The 16,015-nt window shown below is 60.5% G+C and carries 16 protein-coding genes and 1 pseudogene; 8 read left to right on the top strand and 9 right to left on the bottom strand.

The window, feature by feature from the left end:
* The first annotated feature begins 134 nt into the window (after positions 1-134).
* The 5 genes and pseudogenes from EEQ99_RS02915 to EEQ99_RS35570 form a co-directional block, all read left to right on the top strand.
* Positions 135-707: a hypothetical protein gene (locus EEQ99_RS02915; protein WP_127430004.1), complete on the top strand. Its 573-nt coding sequence runs from the start codon at positions 135-137 to the stop codon at positions 705-707.
* A 50-nt stretch (positions 708-757) separates the two neighbouring features.
* Positions 758-1,102 carry a hypothetical protein gene (locus EEQ99_RS02910; RefSeq protein WP_028757461.1) on the top strand — a complete coding sequence of 115 codons (345 nt, stop codon included), beginning with the start codon at positions 758-760 and terminating at the stop codon, positions 1,100-1,102.
* Between the two features lie 10 nt (positions 1,103-1,112).
* The gene (locus EEQ99_RS02905) at positions 1,113-1,556 is read left to right on the top strand and encodes a hypothetical protein (protein WP_028757460.1); all 444 of its coding nucleotides are present in this window, start codon (positions 1,113-1,115) and stop codon (positions 1,554-1,556) included.
* The gene (locus EEQ99_RS34445) at positions 1,556-1,702 is read left to right on the top strand and encodes a hypothetical protein (RefSeq protein ID WP_164735894.1); all 147 of its coding nucleotides are present in this window, start codon (positions 1,556-1,558) and stop codon (positions 1,700-1,702) included. The genes EEQ99_RS02905 and EEQ99_RS34445 overlap by 1 nt, the downstream gene beginning before the upstream one ends.
* 137 nt (positions 1,703-1,839) lie before the next feature.
* Positions 1,840-2,119 (top strand): annotated as a pseudogene (locus tag EEQ99_RS35570) (pyridoxamine 5'-phosphate oxidase family protein); the annotation flags it as partial.
* Between the two features lie 26 nt (positions 2,120-2,145).
* On the opposite strand, the gene lhpI reads toward EEQ99_RS35570, so the two are convergent.
* Both lhpI and EEQ99_RS02895 read right to left on the bottom strand, forming a co-directional pair.
* The gene (lhpI, locus tag EEQ99_RS02900) at positions 2,146-3,903 is read right to left on the bottom strand and encodes a cis-3-hydroxy-L-proline dehydratase (protein ID WP_028757459.1); all 1,758 of its coding nucleotides are present in this window, start codon (positions 3,901-3,903) and stop codon (positions 2,146-2,148) included.
* Positions 3,904-4,142: 239 nt separating this feature from the next.
* On the bottom strand, positions 4,143-4,751 hold the full coding sequence (locus tag EEQ99_RS02895; RefSeq protein WP_028757174.1) for a class I SAM-dependent DNA methyltransferase: 609 nt from the start codon (positions 4,749-4,751) through the stop codon (positions 4,143-4,145).
* Between the two features lie 366 nt (positions 4,752-5,117).
* Here EEQ99_RS02895 and EEQ99_RS02885 point away from each other — a divergent pair, with 366 nt between their 5' ends.
* Complete coding sequence (locus EEQ99_RS02885) at positions 5,118-6,362, top strand: MFS transporter (protein WP_244604754.1); 1,245 nt, start codon at positions 5,118-5,120, stop codon at positions 6,360-6,362.
* A 32-nt stretch (positions 6,363-6,394) separates the two neighbouring features.
* On the opposite strand, the gene EEQ99_RS02880 is transcribed toward EEQ99_RS02885, so the two are convergent.
* The 6 genes from EEQ99_RS02880 to EEQ99_RS02855 form a co-directional block, all read right to left on the bottom strand.
* Positions 6,395-7,279, bottom strand: a complete 885-nt coding sequence (locus tag EEQ99_RS02880; protein ID WP_028757176.1) for a ribokinase — start codon at positions 7,277-7,279, stop codon at positions 6,395-6,397.
* On the bottom strand, positions 7,276-8,148 hold the full coding sequence (locus EEQ99_RS02875; protein WP_028757177.1) for a MurR/RpiR family transcriptional regulator: 873 nt from the start codon (positions 8,146-8,148) through the stop codon (positions 7,276-7,278). The genes EEQ99_RS02880 and EEQ99_RS02875 overlap by 4 nt, the downstream gene beginning before the upstream one ends.
* The gene (locus tag EEQ99_RS02870) at positions 8,145-9,119 is read right to left on the bottom strand and encodes an ABC transporter permease (protein WP_028757178.1); all 975 of its coding nucleotides are present in this window, start codon (positions 9,117-9,119) and stop codon (positions 8,145-8,147) included. The genes EEQ99_RS02875 and EEQ99_RS02870 overlap by 4 nt, the downstream gene beginning before the upstream one ends.
* 17 nt (positions 9,120-9,136) lie before the next feature.
* Entirely contained in the window at positions 9,137-10,648 is a 1,512-nt protein-coding gene (locus EEQ99_RS02865) for a sugar ABC transporter ATP-binding protein (RefSeq protein WP_097544238.1), read from the bottom strand.
* A 62-nt stretch (positions 10,649-10,710) separates the two neighbouring features.
* Positions 10,711-11,751: a sugar ABC transporter substrate-binding protein gene (locus EEQ99_RS02860; protein WP_028757180.1), complete on the bottom strand. Its 1,041-nt coding sequence runs from the start codon at positions 11,749-11,751 to the stop codon at positions 10,711-10,713.
* Between the two features lie 27 nt (positions 11,752-11,778).
* Positions 11,779-12,768, bottom strand: coding sequence for a sugar phosphate isomerase/epimerase family protein (locus EEQ99_RS02855; RefSeq protein WP_049812550.1), 990 nt, complete (start codon positions 12,766-12,768; stop codon positions 11,779-11,781).
* Between EEQ99_RS02855 and EEQ99_RS34440 the strand changes: the two genes are divergently transcribed.
* Positions 12,677-13,030 carry a hypothetical protein gene (locus tag EEQ99_RS34440; protein ID WP_164735874.1) on the top strand — a complete coding sequence of 118 codons (354 nt, stop codon included), beginning with the start codon at positions 12,677-12,679 and terminating at the stop codon, positions 13,028-13,030. The genes EEQ99_RS02855 and EEQ99_RS34440 overlap by 92 nt on opposite strands.
* A 113-nt stretch (positions 13,031-13,143) precedes the next feature.
* On the opposite strand, the gene EEQ99_RS02850 is transcribed toward EEQ99_RS34440, so the two are convergent.
* Positions 13,144-14,043: a LysR family transcriptional regulator gene (locus tag EEQ99_RS02850; protein WP_097623372.1), complete on the bottom strand. Its 900-nt coding sequence runs from the start codon at positions 14,041-14,043 to the stop codon at positions 13,144-13,146.
* A 98-nt stretch (positions 14,044-14,141) separates the two neighbouring features.
* On the opposite strand from EEQ99_RS02850, the gene EEQ99_RS02845 reads away from it, so the two are divergent.
* Positions 14,142-15,557 (top strand): aldehyde dehydrogenase family protein, encoded by a 1,416-nt coding sequence (locus EEQ99_RS02845; RefSeq protein WP_097623371.1) that lies wholly within the window; start codon positions 14,142-14,144, stop codon positions 15,555-15,557.
* Positions 15,558-16,015 lie beyond the last annotated feature (458 nt).

Below are 16,015 nucleotides of genomic sequence, written 5' to 3'. Positions count from 1 at the left end.
GTGGGTTAGACCTTGGTCTGATCCACCCCGGACTGAGGTCGTAGCCTTGGAACAGCCGGCACTCCCCTTCGTTTGCCAGACAGCCGCCGGTCAAACTGACCCAAGGCAAAACACAAACATTCGGAGGAAATCACATGATCAAGCTCACCCACATTGCGTTCGCTGCAGCCTTGCTGGCAAGCACGACGGCGACGGCATTCGCGCAGTCATCCAGCACCGTCGGCACGGGCGGATCGTCGGCGGGCGGCGGAACTTCGAGCAGCACCGTTGGTACTGGTGGAAGTTCCGCCGGCGGTGGCGACTGCCCTGCCGGAACTAAAAACTGCGGTTCCGGTTCCGCCTCGACCATCGGCACAGGTGGATCGTCGGCAGGCGGCGGCAAGTCCAGCGGCACCGTGGGCACCGGTGGTTCTGCTGCAGGCTCCGGTTCCGGCTCGGGTTCGGCATCGACACTCGGCACAGGCGGTTCCTCTGCGGGCGGCGGCACGTCGAGCAGTTCTGTCGGGACCGGTGGGTCGGCCGCAGGGTCAGGTGACGCCAATTCGGCCTCTTCAGTCGGCACGGGAGCATCGTCGACTGACGGCGATAAAACCGGCAGCACCGTCGGCACCGGCGCAAGCCAAGCCGGTTCATCCCATGAGAACAATGGGAAGAAGGGCTGCGCTCCGGGCCAGATGAAGAAGAATGGCTCCAGTCATTCATGCTGAGGCATCCGGCCGGCGCCACAAGGCGTCGGCCCTTTCACCGGAGAAAGCAAATGATCAACACAGTCAAAGGCGTCATCTATGGAGCCGCGATCTTGGTAGCCGGTCAGGCTGCCTCGGAAGATATCAAACTGGACGACGGGACAACCTGCACGGTGGTCGAAGGCCGGACCTCATCGGGCAATATGTCTACGACCGTCACCGCCGGAAACGGCAAGGTGTCTTCTTCGAGTGCGACCGGCGCCGGCTCGTCGACTGCGGCATCCTCGTCGTCAGCTAGCTCGGCAGGCGCGGGCAGCGTCGACAGCTACTCGACGGCAAGTGTCACGCGGCCCGACGGAACCGTCATCACCAAGCGCTCGGACGGCACCTGCTCTGTCACGAAACCCAATAAATAGGAGACCAGACATGAAGATCATGAGTTTGATCGGCGCGGCCAGTATCGCAGTTTTGTCCACCACGGCCGGCGTCTCGGCACAGGACTGCAACGCGGCTGGAACTGTCGGAACGGGCGGAAGTGCGGCGGCTGGCGCAACGTCTGCGAGTTCCGTCGGGACGGCGGGCGTGTGTCAGACCGACGAAGGGACGACCTCCTCCGTCGGCTCAGGCGGGAGCGCTGCAACCACTAACGGCAAGGCCATGAGCAAGACCCATGTCAACGACAACGGCGACAAGCTCAGGTCTCAGACGAAGGCCCAGGCCGTGGACAAAGGCACCTTTAGCAAGTCGCGGACGAAGACGAGCACGGATGGCGACAGTCTCCAGAGCACGACCCGCACGATGTCGCACGAGCCCGGCCAGAAGCCCGTCAAGAACACGACCGAACAGAAAATCATCCTGCCGCAGCAGTAATGGTGGCCGAGATTGCGCCGTCCGGCGCATTCATCGAGGTCGATGACAACAACTTGGGAAAGGAAAATCAGATGAACAACCTGATCTGGCTCGTAGGCGCCGTTGTGATCGTACTGGCTATATTGAGCTTCTTCGGCTTCCGCTGAGCTCCAGCCTAAACCAGCCGCGTGTCAAGACCGAAATCGTAACTGGCTGATCGCGGTGAATGGTGGATGTGTATTTCAACCTTCACCGCCTAGGTTGCTCGGGCACGAGACCGCCAGTCAACAATACGCTTCGGGGAGTGCAAGTCGAAAACAGGTTCGAGCTCGATCGGGAATTCGCCTTGAGAGACGAGCAATCTGTTCGTGGCTGTTCGGGGCGAAATATGCGATGGTTATTTAGAAATGTCAGGCGACGATCGGCCGGCTTGCACCGGAGTTCATCGCCATTCCTCTGCATCGGTACGCAGGATCGGAAAGGCGGATGTCAGCCGGCGCGGGGATCCATCTGCTTCATCGAGATTCTAGACGAGCGCACGCTGGCGATACCCCGACCGCCCAGGCAGCAACCGTCTCGTTACGCAAGTCTGCGCACCTGGTGCTGGCAGCTAGGCCTGCCTCAGCCAGTTGGGCGCCGCCTTGCTGTATACCCCACTACATGCAGCCGCAACGCATGCGGCAATGCCGCCGAAGTAAAAGCGCCGACCGGTTATCCCCGGCCCGTAATGGGCATATTTGCCCGAGTTCGTCAGTATGGTTTTCGCAAAGGTGGGAATAATCGGATCAGTGATCATGCACCAGCATGTGTCCGTCACGAACTCCACCCCGAAGCGTTCAAGGGCCGCTATCAGCCCGGCTTCGTTGGCCTTATCGTACGTTGCGCGTCCGCAGGTAACCACCATCGCCACATCCACATGCTTCTTTCGACCGCTGCACAGAGACGCGAGCCTCTCGATTTCGCTGATCGAGAAATGCGGATTGCCGAGCGAGACGAGATCGACGCGCTCATCGTCGGCGCTGTTGAGTTCCTCCCAACTCGGCGCGAGTTCCTCGAGCCGAAGATCGATCGAAGGGATGCTGATGGCTGAGGGGACAACGGCATCCAGCGTCTTTGCCTCGGGCGTCACCCCCACGATGTGAAACATCGGTGCACTGGAAACGGTCGCAAACGCGGCGCCGAAGGCCTTGAGATCGTCATTGGTTGGACCGGCCTGATCAAGACCGGAGACGACAGGGATAAGGTTCGATGCCAGCGCACCAATGTGATAACCGAGCAGCGGATAGAAGCTATCGTCGATGTTTTCGATATTAGCGACACTGACAAGCAGCCCGGCTTTGCGATTGCTGTCGATATGTGGGCCTGCCAGAGGCGCGCGGCCGGTTAGTGCGATGCAAATGTCGAGAAAGTCCGGATATTTCATTGTCCGCGCACCAAGAACGCTGTTGGCGTAGATGACGGCATTCGATTCTGCCCAGGCCACCTGCTCGCCGATCTTGGGAGCCGTCTCGAGCAGATAAGGCGCGCAGGTGAAGGTCGGCCGCGCACCCATTTCGACATAGACGTCACCCAACTGACTGGCCGGCTCGCCCAGGACGGGATCAATACCTTGCGAGCGCCAGCGTCGATGATCGACCGAAATCGAGTTGAGCGTTGTCGGCACCACAACGCGCCCGCCCAGATCCCGCAGTTTTTCGGCAAACGAAAGCGAGCCCGGTCCGGTGTAGATGCAGCCGTCGACGTGGACTTGTGAGACATCCATCAATTGTGTGGCGCCCTGCAGTTTCGCCATTCGCAGGATGATGCGGATCGCCGATTGTGCAGCCTTGCCGTGAGCACCAGCCAGATAAGCTCTATCCCGCTCCGACAATGCGACTTCACCGAAAAGAGGGGCAGAGTCTTTGCTATGCGACGGAATGGCGTCCATTGCCAGCCCGTCGGTGGAACAGGCAACAACGTTTCCGTCGATCTCGACAAATGCCGAACTCACCACCTTGCGAAAATTCTCGGGCGCGAGCGTTACAACGGGAATAGATTGACCGAATACCTCCTCGGCGATCACGACACCGAGCGTGAGGATATCCTCCTCTCGCTCGAACAACATCGCTTTGGGACCATTGCCATTGAGCAGCAGTTCCAACATCACGCCGCTACCAGAGCAGGACCCCCTGCCCCCCGGGATCGCGAGGATATGGTCTTTGAGACCGCGGCCGCTCAAGGGGTGATGCCGATCGATCACCTCGCCGGTCCAGGGATCGACCCCGCCCCAGAAACTCAGTTCCAGATCGCTTGCAACAACATTGCCCGAAGCCTTGCCGTGCACGTAAGCCGACCCTGCGAAAATCAGTCCGTCAACAAGGTTGACCATCCGTGAGCCTTTCAAGGTGGTGGCTGTGCAAGCAGTTTTGAGTCGTTCGAATCTGGGGCTAGCTTGATCGCGCCGGCGGCAATCGAGACGGGCGCCCCGCTCTCTACCGGATTAAGGCGGCCTTCGCAAAACGCAGAATATGCCTGAGTATGCTCCGGGTGGCCATCTGTTGCCGGCCCGCCCAGCTGTTCCAGTTGGTGCAGAAAGTGACAGGGCGATCTTGGGATTTCCGCGACGCTTTACGCATAGCGCTGACGCGCCAGCCAGACCGTGCGCCCGCCACAATCTGGGTCTTCCGCAACATGGGCAACAACGTCAAAGCCATTCCGGTCGAGCAGCATGCGGTATTCGTCGGGATCGAGGCTGGCATGATAGAGAGGTTCCCCCTCCAGCGTGCCGATAACTTCGCCGAAGGCGGGACCACTCGTGAACAGCAATGGTGCTTCCGGTTCAGCATGGTCGCGGAAGATGGAGAAGATCATGCGCTGATCGGAAGGAGCAAGGTGAAACAGGCTGTCCCAAGCGATCAGCCCGCCATATCTCCGATCCAGTTTCAGGGAGCGCATATCCCCCACTTGCGCTGTCTCGCCGGGAAGATTGGTCCGGAATATGGAGATCATTTCTGGCGAACTGTCCACGCCTGTAATCAGATGACCTCCGCCAGCAAGGTACCGAGCGATTGGGTCACCTGAGCCACAACCAATATCGAGCACCGCCGCCATTCGTGGCAGCATCTCTGCAAACCGGTCGATCCATGCACGCTCCAACAGTGCCGTGCCGCGCGCCGCTGTCCACGCATCAGCATGGCGACGATAGAGGTCGATAATGCGGCCGGCTGCGTCGCTCACGGTCTTCGTGTCGATTTCCTATCTCCAGTGCAACAATGTGTTCCCGACAGGCGATGCTCTATCATATGCGCCGGTTCGGCGACAGCTATTGGCAGCTCGACCGCGCCGTCCTCCGATGGAACGAGACATTCGACAGCCTCCTCTCCTGGATCCAGGGCGCACGCCTGCCGCGGTCAGTTGCGAGTTTCTATATCCTTCGCCGGATCGAGCAGTCGACCGGGCGAGTGATCACGAAGAATGTCTGGCAAACCGCGTGCTCCGTCGCATCCGCTCAGAAACAAGTTCTGATCTCCGGCCATGTGAGGTATTCATCACAGATCTAAAAGCGCTCGTCTGCTTCGAAGCGTCAATCCCCGGAGTTGCATCATGAAAATTGCGCCGCAACAGCGGATCTATGTCTGCTTCTTTCTCTTCGCCGTGTCGCTGGGGGCGCTGCTGTCGAGGATGCCGGATTTGCAGGATGCGCTTGGCGTCGATAAGTCTGAGCTCGGGTTGACGTTGATAGGGGCTGCGATCGGCGCCTTGATTTCGTTGACTTTGTCTTCGCCCTTGATCGCCCGGCTCGGCGCGCGGACGACGGCGTTCATTACAGTTCTCGGCACATCTGCGCTGCTGTCGCTCGTGCCATGGATCGGCGCTGCGCCGGCCGTGTTCTGTTTGCTTTTCGTCGAAGGGCTGCTCGCCGGGGCGCTGGAGATCAATCTCAATGTCGAGATCGACCGCATCGAAGCGCAGCTGGGACGCGGCGTGATGAACAGAGCCCATGGCTTCTGGAGCCTCGGCTTCTTCGTCACGGCGCTTGTCTCTTCGGTCGTCCGCCAAGCCGGTATTTCGATGCAGCTACATCTCGCCGTGACCTTTGTCGCGGTCCTCGTCATCGGCATCTGGGCGATCGCCGGCATGCGCAATGCGCCAGCGCGGATTACGGAGGACGAGGGCAAGGCGCCGCCGGTAGCGCTTCCTACCTGGGGACTAATGCCGCTCTGTGTCATCGGCATCGCCGCCTTCCTCGTCGAAGGTGCCGGGATCGACTGGTCGGCGATCTATATGCGCGACGTGTTTTCAGTCGAGCCCTTCATCGGCGGACTGGGATTGACACTCTTTACCTTTTGCATGGCGCTGGCGCGCCTGTTCGTTGATCCGCTGGTCGATCGGTTTGGTGCGCGCGCCGTCGCCACGATGCTGCTTGTTCTTTCGGCGATTGGCATCTGCGCCGTCGGGGGCGCACCGCATTCCTATGTCGCACTGGCGGGCTTCGCCTTGATGGGCGCCGGCTGCAGCGCGGTCTACCCCCTCGCCGTCTCGGCGGCCGCCCAGCGTACCGATCGCGCGGCATATCTCAACGTCGCCGCTCTCGGCCAGATGACCTTCGTCGTCTTCTTCCTGGCGCCGCCTCTGCTCGGTTTAATTGCCGAATATGCAGGCATCAGGACATCCTATCTCGCCTGCCTTCCGCTGATCATCTACGCGCTCTTTTCGGTCAAGGCGCTTGGCGCGCGCCGGACTGCCGATGGCGGTAGCGTTGTCGTGCGGATGGAGCGAAAGCGCGCAGATCAGCCCGCGGAACAAGTGGATCGATGCCAATCGACATCCGGCATGTCCCCGAAATGACCGACGCGAAGCCAATGTTCGCCGAGACGATTTCAGTTTGCCCGTGGCGTGCTCACCAGAACCGCCGCCGCATGGTTCGCGGCCTCGATTGCGGCACGAATTCCACTTCCACGCGCGAGTTCTGAGGCGAGAACGCCGGTGAATTCGTCGCCGGCACCATGGGTGCTCACCAGTTCCACCTTGATCGCCTCGATCGAGAACGCATCACCTTCCCGGGTCGCGCAGGCGACACCATCGCCGCCCGCCGTCACGACCACGACGGGGAATTTCGCCGCGAGCAGTTTCGCGGCATTCGCGGCACCCTCGAGTGTGTCGACAACTGGAAGCTCGGCCAACTGCTCGGCCTCGATGGCGTTGACCACCAGGACATCGACCAGTTGCTGCAAATCGGCCGAGAGAGGTCGCGCGGGCGCGGCGTTGAGAACCACTGTTCCGCCCGCGACCTTCATGGCCTTGGCCGCCGAGACGTTGGCGTGATCAGGCACCTCATTCTGCAGGACCAGCAGCGCTCCGTCGACGAACGCCTTCGAAGCTGCATCCACATCCACTTGTCCCAACATCAGATTGCTACCGGAAACGATGACCGCGCCGTAGTCGCCTTCACTGTCGAAGATTGCGACGCTCATGCCGCTACCGACCCCGGTCACTTTCTTGACGAAGCGATGATCGACCTTGCTGCGGGCCAGGTTGTCGGTGAGGGCATGGCCGAAATCGTCGTCCGCGACCGCACCAATCATCGACGTCGGTATCCCTGTCTTCGCTGCCGAGACTGCCTGATTGCCACCCTTGCCGCCGCATTTCGGGTGCCAGTGATCCCCCGTCACGGTTTCACCCTTCCGAGGACGTGCCGGGCCGTGCACCATGATGTCATAGTGCAGGCTGCCGAAGACGACGACGGAGGGTGATGCGGAACTCATGGAAGCCTGTCCTTGCGTTTGGATGCGACGGCGGACATCGTCTTCTCGAGATTTTTCTCCGCCGTCTGATAGTTTCGCTGCGCGACGGCCATGAAGAGCGCGTCGAGGATGTTGAGCTGGGCAATCCGGGCTGCGGCGTTCTCGCCCATCAGAGGCGATCCTTGCGCGGTGGAACACAGAACGATGTCGGCGATCTGCGCAAGCGGCGATCCACCGTAATTCGTGACGGCGATCGTTCGCGCCCCCGACTTCCGCGCGAGCTGGATGGCGTCGATGACAGCGGTCGTGTTCCCGGAATGGGAGAAACCGATCGCGATGTCGTCGGCTCCGAGCAGCGACGCCGACATCAGCATCATGTGCGAATCGTCCTGGACATTGGCCCGCACGCCGATCCTCAGGAACTTGTGAGCCACGTCCCTGGCAATCTGTGCCGAACCACCAACCCCGTAGAAATCACGTTGCCCCGCCTTGGCGAGTATATCGGCGGCGCGGTCGAAACCGTCGACGTCCAGGATCGCGAGAGTCTCCTCCAGCGCATTTATCGACGTCCGGAAGACCTTCTGAATGATCTCCCTCGAACTGTCATCGGCTGACAATTCCTGATGCATTTCAGCGGTAGGAAGCCTGTTGTAATTCGACACTGCAGTGCGGAAATCGCGATAGCCGCTGAAGCCGAGCTTCTTGGTGATCTTGACCACCATGGCCTCGGACACTCCCGCTTCCGCCGCCAGATCCTTGAGAGCGGTGTCCTCGGAAAAATCCCTCAATCCGAACACCGTCTCCACGACACGCGCCTCCAAAGGGGTGAGCTGCGGCATCATCATGCGGATGCGCGGGCCTACCGCCTTGGGATCATTTGCAGAATTCATCCTCTACCCCTTGTGACGCGATCGATCATCATCGCGACCAGGATAATAAGACCAGTGGCCAGAAGTTGGTAGAAGGCCTGGACATTCATCAGCGTCAATCCATTGCGCATTGCGCCGAGGATGATCGCACCGAGGATCGTGCCGATGACGCTGCCCTTGCCGCCCATCAGAGAGGCCCCACCAATTGCGGCGGCCGCGATCGCGTCGAGTTCCCAGAGATTGCCGAGGATCGGTTCGGCGGCACCCAAGCGGCCGACCAGGATCATCGAGGCCAGGGCAGCGAGGACGCCCGAAATCACATAGGCGGTGATCTTAGTGATGGCGATCGGTACGCCGGCGACATAGGCCGCTTCTTCATTGCCGCCGACAGCGAGCAGGTATTCGCCAAGCGGTGTCTTCTTGAGCAGCACCCAGGCGAGCAGGGCGACGACGGCGACCATGATAACCGGAATGGGAAGGCCGAGCAGGGAGCCGTTGAACAGCGAACGGAAGCCCGCGGGCACACCGAGAACCGGGTTGCCGCCCGTGTAAATCAGCGCAATGGCGCGATAGGTGCTGAGAGTGCCGAGCGTGACGATGAAGGGCTGAAGGCCCGCATAGGCCACGAGTACGCCGTTGATGAGACCGCAGATAGCGCCGATCGCGAGGCCGGCCAGGATGGCGAGCGGAACGGGAACGCCGGCGACAAGCATCGTGGCCGTAATCACGGCAGAGATCGCGGCCGTCGGGCCGACCGAGAGGTCGATGCCACCGGAGATGATGACGAGCGTCATGCCGAGTGCCAGGCAGGCGTTGATACTCGACTGCTGAAGGATGTTGAGCAGGTTTCTCTGCGAAAGAAAGTCGGGTGCCAGCAATCCGAAGATGACGACGATGGCGATCAATCCAATGAGGGTGCCCGCATCGCGTACCGAGAACGATCCGAACAGTTTGGAAGTGGGCGCCCCGGCATTCTGGGTCGTGTCAGACATGGATATGTTCCTGTAGGTCATGCCGCACCACGGCGGTTGTCGGCCTTCCCAACGGCGTGGGAAACGATGGTTTCTTCGGAGAGGTCTTCGTGGCCGAGTTCAGCCACAACAGCGCCGTCGCGCATGACGAGCACGCGGTCGGAGACCCGCATCACCTCGGGAAGCTCGGAGGAGACGACGATAATCGAATGTCCCTCGTGAGCGAGATCTTCGATCAGGTGATAGATTTCGGATTTCGCGCCGACATCGATGCCGCGCGTCGGCTCGTCGAACAGCAGGATGCGCGATCCGGCCGCCAGCCAGCGTGCGATGATCGCCTTCTGCTGGTTGCCGCCGGAAAACAGTCTGATCTGCCGGTCGAGCTGGAAGGGTCGCAGGTTGACGCGCTTGAGCAGGTCTTCCGCCGTCCGCTTGAGTTTCCGATGGTTGATGATCCCGGCTTTCGAGAAGCGGTTCATCGAGGGCAGCGCCATGTTCATGCTGACGGACCGGCCTGGAATGATGCCTTCGCGTTTGCGCTCCTCGGGTAGCAGCCCGATGCCGGCAGCGATCGCCGCACGCGGATTGGACAGCGTCAACGCCTTTCCATCGACGTTGACCGTGCCGGAGATAAGCTTGTCCGCGCCGGAAAGTGCGCGCAGGAGTTCGGTGCGGCCCGAGCCGACGAGCCCTGCGACGCCGAGGACTTCACCCTTGTGAAGGTCGAACGAGACGTCGCGGATACGGTGCGTCGAAAGATTGCGGACCTCGACACTCACGGTATCTGTGGTGTGGGAATGATGCTCTTCAGTCAGCAGCTCGCGGCCAACCATCATCGCGATGACGTCGTCGGGTGAGGTCGTTTTCAGATCGATGCCGACGCCCACGACCTTGCCGTCGCGCATCACCGTAGCGCGCTGGCAGACCCGGAAGACCTCGTCCATCTTGTGGGATACGTAAATGATCGAGACGCCGCTCGCTGCCAACCGCTCGATAATCTCGGCGAGCCTCTCGAATTCGCTCGGCGTCAGGCTCGAGGTGGGTTCATCCATGGCGATGATCTTCGCCTTGTCGAGAAGCGCTCTGGCGATCTCGACGACCTGCCGCTGGGCGACCTTCAACGTCGAGATGGGAACCGCCGGATCGATGGACGGATCGATCATCGCAAGCGCCTCGGCCGCGCGCCGTTCCTGCTCACGGCGATTGACGATCATGCCGCCGAAACGGGTCAGGGAATGGCCGAGGAACATGTTCTGGGCAACGCTGAGATGCGGCACTTGCTGAAGTTCCTGGTGGATCATGGCGATCCCTGCCTGGCGAGCGCTGTCGGGCTTGCGGAAGTGGTGCACCGTGCCGTCGACTTTGACTTCGCCTTCCGTTGCACGGAAGACACCGGACAGAATGCGCAGCAGGGTGGACTTGCCTGCGCCATTCTCGCCGAGCAGCGCGTGGATTTCACCCGGGGCGACGCTGAACGAAACGTCGGACAATGCCTTGACGCCCGGGAAAACCTTGGAGATGCCTTCGAAAGCCAGTCTGGGAGGTGCCATGACAGTCCAACCTTTGAGGTGCGGACGGCCGGCTGGGCCGGCCATCCTGCCTTGGGAGGCGTTTACTTTCCTGCGGCCTTCATCAGCACCGAGCGAACGTCGCCGCCCTGGTAGTCCTTGATGTTGTCCTTGGTGATCAGGGCCTGCGGGGTTGCGACCACGCGCGGCAGCTTCTGACCGGAGACGAGCCGCAACGCGACTTCCATCGCCACCTCGCCCGTCAGGACCGGGAAGCTGTCTACGGTGCCCGTGAGTTCGCCGGCTTCGATCGACTTGTAGGCATCGGAAATGCCGTCGGTACCGAAGACGACGACCTTGTCCTGCAGGCCGGCGGCCTTCACCGCCTCGACAACACCAAGCGCCATGCCGTCATTGTTGCAGTAGAAGCCGACGAGATCAGGATGCTGCTGGAGAATGTTGGTTGCGGCGTCATAGGACATCTGGCGATCCCAGTTGCCCGGAACGCTGGCGATCACCGTGAACTTGCCGCCCTGTTCGATCGTGCTCTTAAAGCCATCGGTGCGCTGCACGGCAGCATAGACACCGGCCTGGCCCTCGATGATCGCGACCTTGCCGCCATTGGCGCGGTTTTCCATGAACCACTTGGCGACCCGAACGCCGTTGTCACGCTGGACGTTGCCGACATAGTGCTCGGCCTGCGGGATCACCGCATCGTTGACGTTGACGACCGGTACGTTGGCGGCTTTCGCCTGTTCGATGACCGGCTGCAGGTTGGCATCGGTCTGCGGCGAGACCAGCAACACCTTATAGCCCTGAGTGACCATGCCCTCGGCGATCGTCAACTGGCCGAGCTGGTCGCCCTCGCTTTGCGCCGCCTGATAGGCGACGGTCACGCCGACCTTGTCGGCGAACTTCTGATAGCCTTCGCCGAGCGAGCGCCAATATTCATTGGTGAGCGTCTTGGAGACGCCGCCGACCTTGAGGCCTTCGGGCAGCTTCGGCAGCGCACCGAGTTTAGCGTCGAGATCGGACCAGTCCATGCGGTCCGCTTCTGAATCCGAATTGAGCGGCTTCAGTTCCTGCGCTGACGCGATGCCAGCGCAAAGGGTTGCGGCGAGAGCCGCAGCAAGAATTGTCTTCATGTTTTCCTCCCGGAAAGTTGGGGTGGTTCAGTGCTCCGCGCCGAACATCAGCTCCTGAACGATGGCCTGCGTGGATACGGCGTCCTGTCGGTCAATCGCGCTCGCGAGGCGATTGTCCTGCTCGAGGCGGTCGACGACCTTCAACATCCGTTGTACGGTCTGGATGTTGACCTCGCATTCGTGAACCGGATCGAGGCCGGTCATATCGGGGAACGTGTCGAAATAGATCGCGCCGTCGTAACCATCCCGGCGTATCTGGCGGAGTAGCTCGATCGTTTGCAGCGTGTGCACCGCGCCGACCATCAGACCGTCATCGCGCTTGGCGTAGCCGTCGTTGAGATGGACGCCGAGCACGCGGCTGTGACGGGCAATCAGTGCTGCCGCAAAGGCGGGCTGCTCGTCGGCATAGAGGACATGGGCGAAGTCGAGCGTGACGCCAAGATTGGCAGCGCCGACCTCCTTGATAGCGAGCAAAGTCGTGGCCGCATCCGGCATCAGGCTGTAGGACCGCGGCTCGTTCGGCTTGTACTCAATCGAGATCAGGCAATCCGGATCATGGGCGCAAACTTCACGGATTCCATCGACTTCGTGTTGCCACATCTTCGCGTAGTTCGCCTGAAAGGCATAATCGAAGCCATCTTGCCCAAGCCAGATGGTCATCAGATTGGAACCGGCTTCGCGCGCTGCATCGATGCCCTTCTTCGTCAGGTCGATCGCTTCACGGCGGACCGTTTCGTCGGGATGGGTGAAAGCACCAAGTTTGAAGGCGGGGTTGCTGTAGTAGCGCATAGCGAAGCCGTTGATCGAAAGGCCGATATCGCCAAGTTTTCGAGCCAGTTCTGCCGGATCTTCGTTCATGTGATCCGGATAATTGAGATCGAGGTCGGTAAGGCCCTTCACCTGGGCGGCGCGCTCGGCCATCTGCATGACGGAGGGCTTCGACGACTGGCCGGGCCATGCGATATGGGAAGCGGAGGCGAACGAATTTAGCCGGGTGGCAAAGCGTGTCGGGTTCAAAGGATCATTCCAAATCTGTGAAGTTGTGCACTACTTCACAGATTATTTATTATTTGTAAAGTTCAAAAATGCCATGGGTGCAAAAAATTGGTGCAGGCCATTGCTGGTACCGACGCCTCATCGGCAACCAAGCGGACTGGCGCAACGGTGCAAGGCAAACAAAATCGCCAGCGGATTCAATCCGATGATCAGGCAGGCTGCTCGTCTGAGCCACGGCCGCGACGAAAAGCCTGCCGCATGTACGGTCGCCCGGCGCAGTTGAAGTGATCGACTATCAGAACCAGCATTTCGAGCTGCTTACGCATGACATCGATCTCGCTGTCGACCTTGTCGGCGGTGACGAGCCGATTCACGACAGGCCAGACACCGTCGTTATCAGTTGTCGCTAGTCGCGCGCTGGCGGATTAGCTCGATGAGGACACGCAGTTTGGCTGGCATGTGTCGGCGTTGGGAGAAATAGAGGCTGAGCCCCGGATAATGGGGAGACCAGTCTTCCAAAACGGGTATGAGATTACCTGAAGCAATATGTGGCGCAAGCGCGTGTTCACCCAGATAGGCGAGCCCGAAGCCGGCAAGAGCTGCCTCCAAGATAAGGTCAGACCCATCGAATGTAAGGTGACCAGTGACATCAATCACTCGTGTTTCGCCGTGTTTCTCAAACTCCCAGCGATAGAGTCTCCCGCTCGTCATGCGCATTTGGATACAGACGTGCCCGGCCAGATCGCCCGGGACGATTGGTTTTGGACGACCATCGAAATAGCGCGGGGATCCGACGACGAAAGACCGCATTTCCGGAATGATCGGAACGGCGACCATGTCCGGTGAGATCGCCTCGGTGAGACGAATGCCCGCATCGAAACCTTTGCCAATGACGTCGACAAGTGCATTCTCGGTCACGACCTCGATATCGACGTCCGGATATCGGCAGCTATATTCAAGAATAATCGGCTGCAGCAGAATGCGCGCCGCACCCGGCGCCATGTTCAGCCGGAGTCTCCCGGTGGGCCGGTCCGAGTGTTCGCCGACATTCTCGATCGCTTTCTCGAGCGTCTGCAGGGCCGGTTCGATTTCAGACAGGAATTGCTCTCCGGCCGCGGACAAGGCGACACTCCGCGTAGTGCGGTTAAAGAGCCTGACGGCGAGGCGCTCCTCAAGCGCGGCGATCGCATGGCTTAAAGCCGATGACGACATCCCCAGCTCGCGCGCGGCAGCCCGGAATCCACGATGACGCGCGACGCCGGCAAACGCTTCAAGCTCGATCAGGCTTGCCCTCATTGCACGATCCAGCTCATCAACTCATCCGATTTTGTCCTACTACTCGCAACACTTATCGCATGGCACTTTTACCGGGAAGTCATCAAAGGAAAAGAAACATGCATATCATCGATCGGATCTATATCGACGGCGCGTTCGTCAAGCCCACTGGCGACCAATGGGCGCCGCTTTTCAATCCGGCAACCGAGGAGCAGATCGGAACTGTGCGGCTTGCAGACGCAGTCGATGCAAACCGCGCGGTTGCCGCCGCCAAACGCGCCTTCCCGGCCTTCTCACATACAACCAAGGAAGAGCGGATCGACATGCTGAACCGGCTGTATGCCGCCGTGTCAGCCCGTACCGACGATCTCACTTGCGCCATGCGCGAAGAATACGGCGCGCCATCGTGTTTCATCGACTTTTCCGCTCCACGAGCAGGTACCGTCTTTCTGGACATGGCGAGAACGCTCAAGGATTATGAATTCCGACGCCGCGCCGGGAGCGCCGACGTGGAGATGCGGCCCTCGGGGGTTGCGGTGGCGATCACGCCCTGGAACAGCAATTACAGTTTTATCTGCGGCAAGCTCTCCGCCGCAATTGCAGCGGGCGCAACCATGGTGATCAAGCCATCCGAAATGAGCGCCCTCCAGACGCAGGTGATCACTGAATGCCTGCATGCTGCCGGTCTTTCCAATGGCATCTTCAATATCGTTACCGGGTATGGAAACGTCGTCGGCGCGGCGCTAACGACCCACCCCGACGTGTCGAAGATAACCTTCACTGGTTCCACGGCCACTGGCCGCAGCATCGTTCAGGCCGCAGCGCCCACCATGAAAAGGGTCACGATGGAACTCGGCGGCAAGAGCCCCAGCATCATTCTGGATGATGCCGATCTTGATATCGCCATCCCGCAGGTGCTGGCGGCGGGATTCCGCAACAGCGGGCAGGCCTGCATTGCCGGCACCCGCATCCTCGCTCCTCAAAGCAGGTTTGGCGAAATCGAGGAGCGTCTCAGCCACGCGGTCAGGCGCTTCAGGGCTGGAAATCCCGCCGACGAACAGGTCCAGGTAGGCCCGATGGTGAGCCAGAAGCAGTGGGATCGCGTACAAAGCTATATCCGTTTGGGACAGGAGGAAGGCGCCAGACTGCTGGCAGGCGGCGAAGGACGTCCGGAAGGGCTGCACCGCGGCTGGTTCGTACAGCCAACGATCTTTACCGGCGTTCGCAACGATATGCGCATCGCTCGCGAGGAGATCTTTGGGCCGGTCCTCTCGCTGATCTCTTACCACGACGAAGCAGACGCCATCTCCATTGCGAACGACACCGAGTACGGCCTGCAGGCGCACGTTTTTTCCTCCGATATCGAGCGGGCGAAACGCATCGCAAACCAGATCGAAGCAGGGCGCGTGTTCATCAACGACGCGCCGCATGATCCGCTGGCACCCTTCGGCGGCTTTAAACAGTCGGGCTTCGGGCGAGAATTCGGTGTTTTCGGGCTCGAGGCTTTTCTCGAACCCCGGGCCGTACTGTCATGACGAAAGTGAGCCACAACGACGGTGCTGCGCGGGATGATAGTCAGTTAGCGCCGGATTCCGGCATGGTCGGCCAGCTCTCCCAGGCGCTGTTTGCCCTCCAGCGCGGCGAACGTCATCATTCGGTCCGGACGCTACGAGTAATCGCTGAGGTGGCGTAGGGTGCTGCCACAGGCTCCACCCTACGCCGGCCGCCTCTTCGCTCTTTGGAAAATCTATCTGCTTACTGAGCGCAAGCCTGACCTTGTGGGGTCGCGTCGCTCAAGCCACCCTGAGTCTGGACGGAGCCCGAAGCGGTTGAGCTAGCAGGATCACTTCCGCCGCTGCAACCGCCCGGCGTGGTCGCCCCCATTGATCCGTTGGTCGTGCTGCCGGTGGGGGTTGGATCGGAGGTCATTGGCTGCATTGTCTGGACATTGGCACCCCCATCGGTACCGACGGCATTGGGTTCCATCATGGTC

The organism is Rhizobium anhuiense (assembly GCF_003985145.1).
In the GTDB taxonomy this organism is placed as follows: Bacteria; Pseudomonadota; Alphaproteobacteria; order Rhizobiales; family Rhizobiaceae; genus Rhizobium; species Rhizobium anhuiense.
This window is presented reverse-complemented; position numbering and strand designations above follow the sequence as displayed.

What these genes read in the sequence shown, in the direction of transcription:
- EEQ99_RS02860 (WP_028757180.1), bottom strand. Translation starts at nt 11,751, where the DNA reads ATGAAGACAATTCTTGCTGCGGCTCTCGCCGCAACCCTTTGCGCTGGC.
- EEQ99_RS02870 (WP_028757178.1), bottom strand. Translation starts at nt 9,119, where the DNA reads ATGTCTGACACGACCCAGAATGCCGGGGCGCCCACTTCCAAACTGTTC.
- EEQ99_RS02875 (WP_028757177.1), bottom strand. Translation starts at nt 8,148, where the DNA reads ATGAATTCTGCAAATGATCCCAAGGCGGTAGGCCCGCGCATCCGCATG.
- lhpI (WP_028757459.1), bottom strand. Translation starts at nt 3,903, where the DNA reads ATGGTCAACCTTGTTGACGGACTGATTTTCGCAGGGTCGGCTTACGTG.
- EEQ99_RS02865 (WP_097544238.1), bottom strand. Translation starts at nt 10,648, where the DNA reads ATGGCACCTCCCAGACTGGCTTTCGAAGGCATCTCCAAGGTTTTCCCG.
- EEQ99_RS02880 (WP_028757176.1), bottom strand. Translation starts at nt 7,279, where the DNA reads ATGAGTTCCGCATCACCCTCCGTCGTCGTCTTCGGCAGCCTGCACTAT.
- EEQ99_RS34440 (WP_164735874.1), top strand. Translation starts at nt 12,677, where the DNA reads ATGACGGAGGGCTTCGACGACTGGCCGGGCCATGCGATATGGGAAGCG.
- EEQ99_RS02885 (WP_244604754.1), top strand. Translation starts at nt 5,118, where the DNA reads ATGAAAATTGCGCCGCAACAGCGGATCTATGTCTGCTTCTTTCTCTTC.
- EEQ99_RS02850 (WP_097623372.1), bottom strand. Translation starts at nt 14,043, where the DNA reads ATGAGGGCAAGCCTGATCGAGCTTGAAGCGTTTGCCGGCGTCGCGCGT.
- EEQ99_RS02915 (WP_127430004.1), top strand. Translation starts at nt 135, where the DNA reads ATGATCAAGCTCACCCACATTGCGTTCGCTGCAGCCTTGCTGGCAAGC.
- EEQ99_RS02910 (WP_028757461.1), top strand. Translation starts at nt 758, where the DNA reads ATGATCAACACAGTCAAAGGCGTCATCTATGGAGCCGCGATCTTGGTA.
- EEQ99_RS02845 (WP_097623371.1), top strand. Translation starts at nt 14,142, where the DNA reads ATGCATATCATCGATCGGATCTATATCGACGGCGCGTTCGTCAAGCCC.
- EEQ99_RS34445 (WP_164735894.1), top strand. Translation starts at nt 1,556, where the DNA reads ATGGTGGCCGAGATTGCGCCGTCCGGCGCATTCATCGAGGTCGATGAC.
- EEQ99_RS02905 (WP_028757460.1), top strand. Translation starts at nt 1,113, where the DNA reads ATGAAGATCATGAGTTTGATCGGCGCGGCCAGTATCGCAGTTTTGTCC.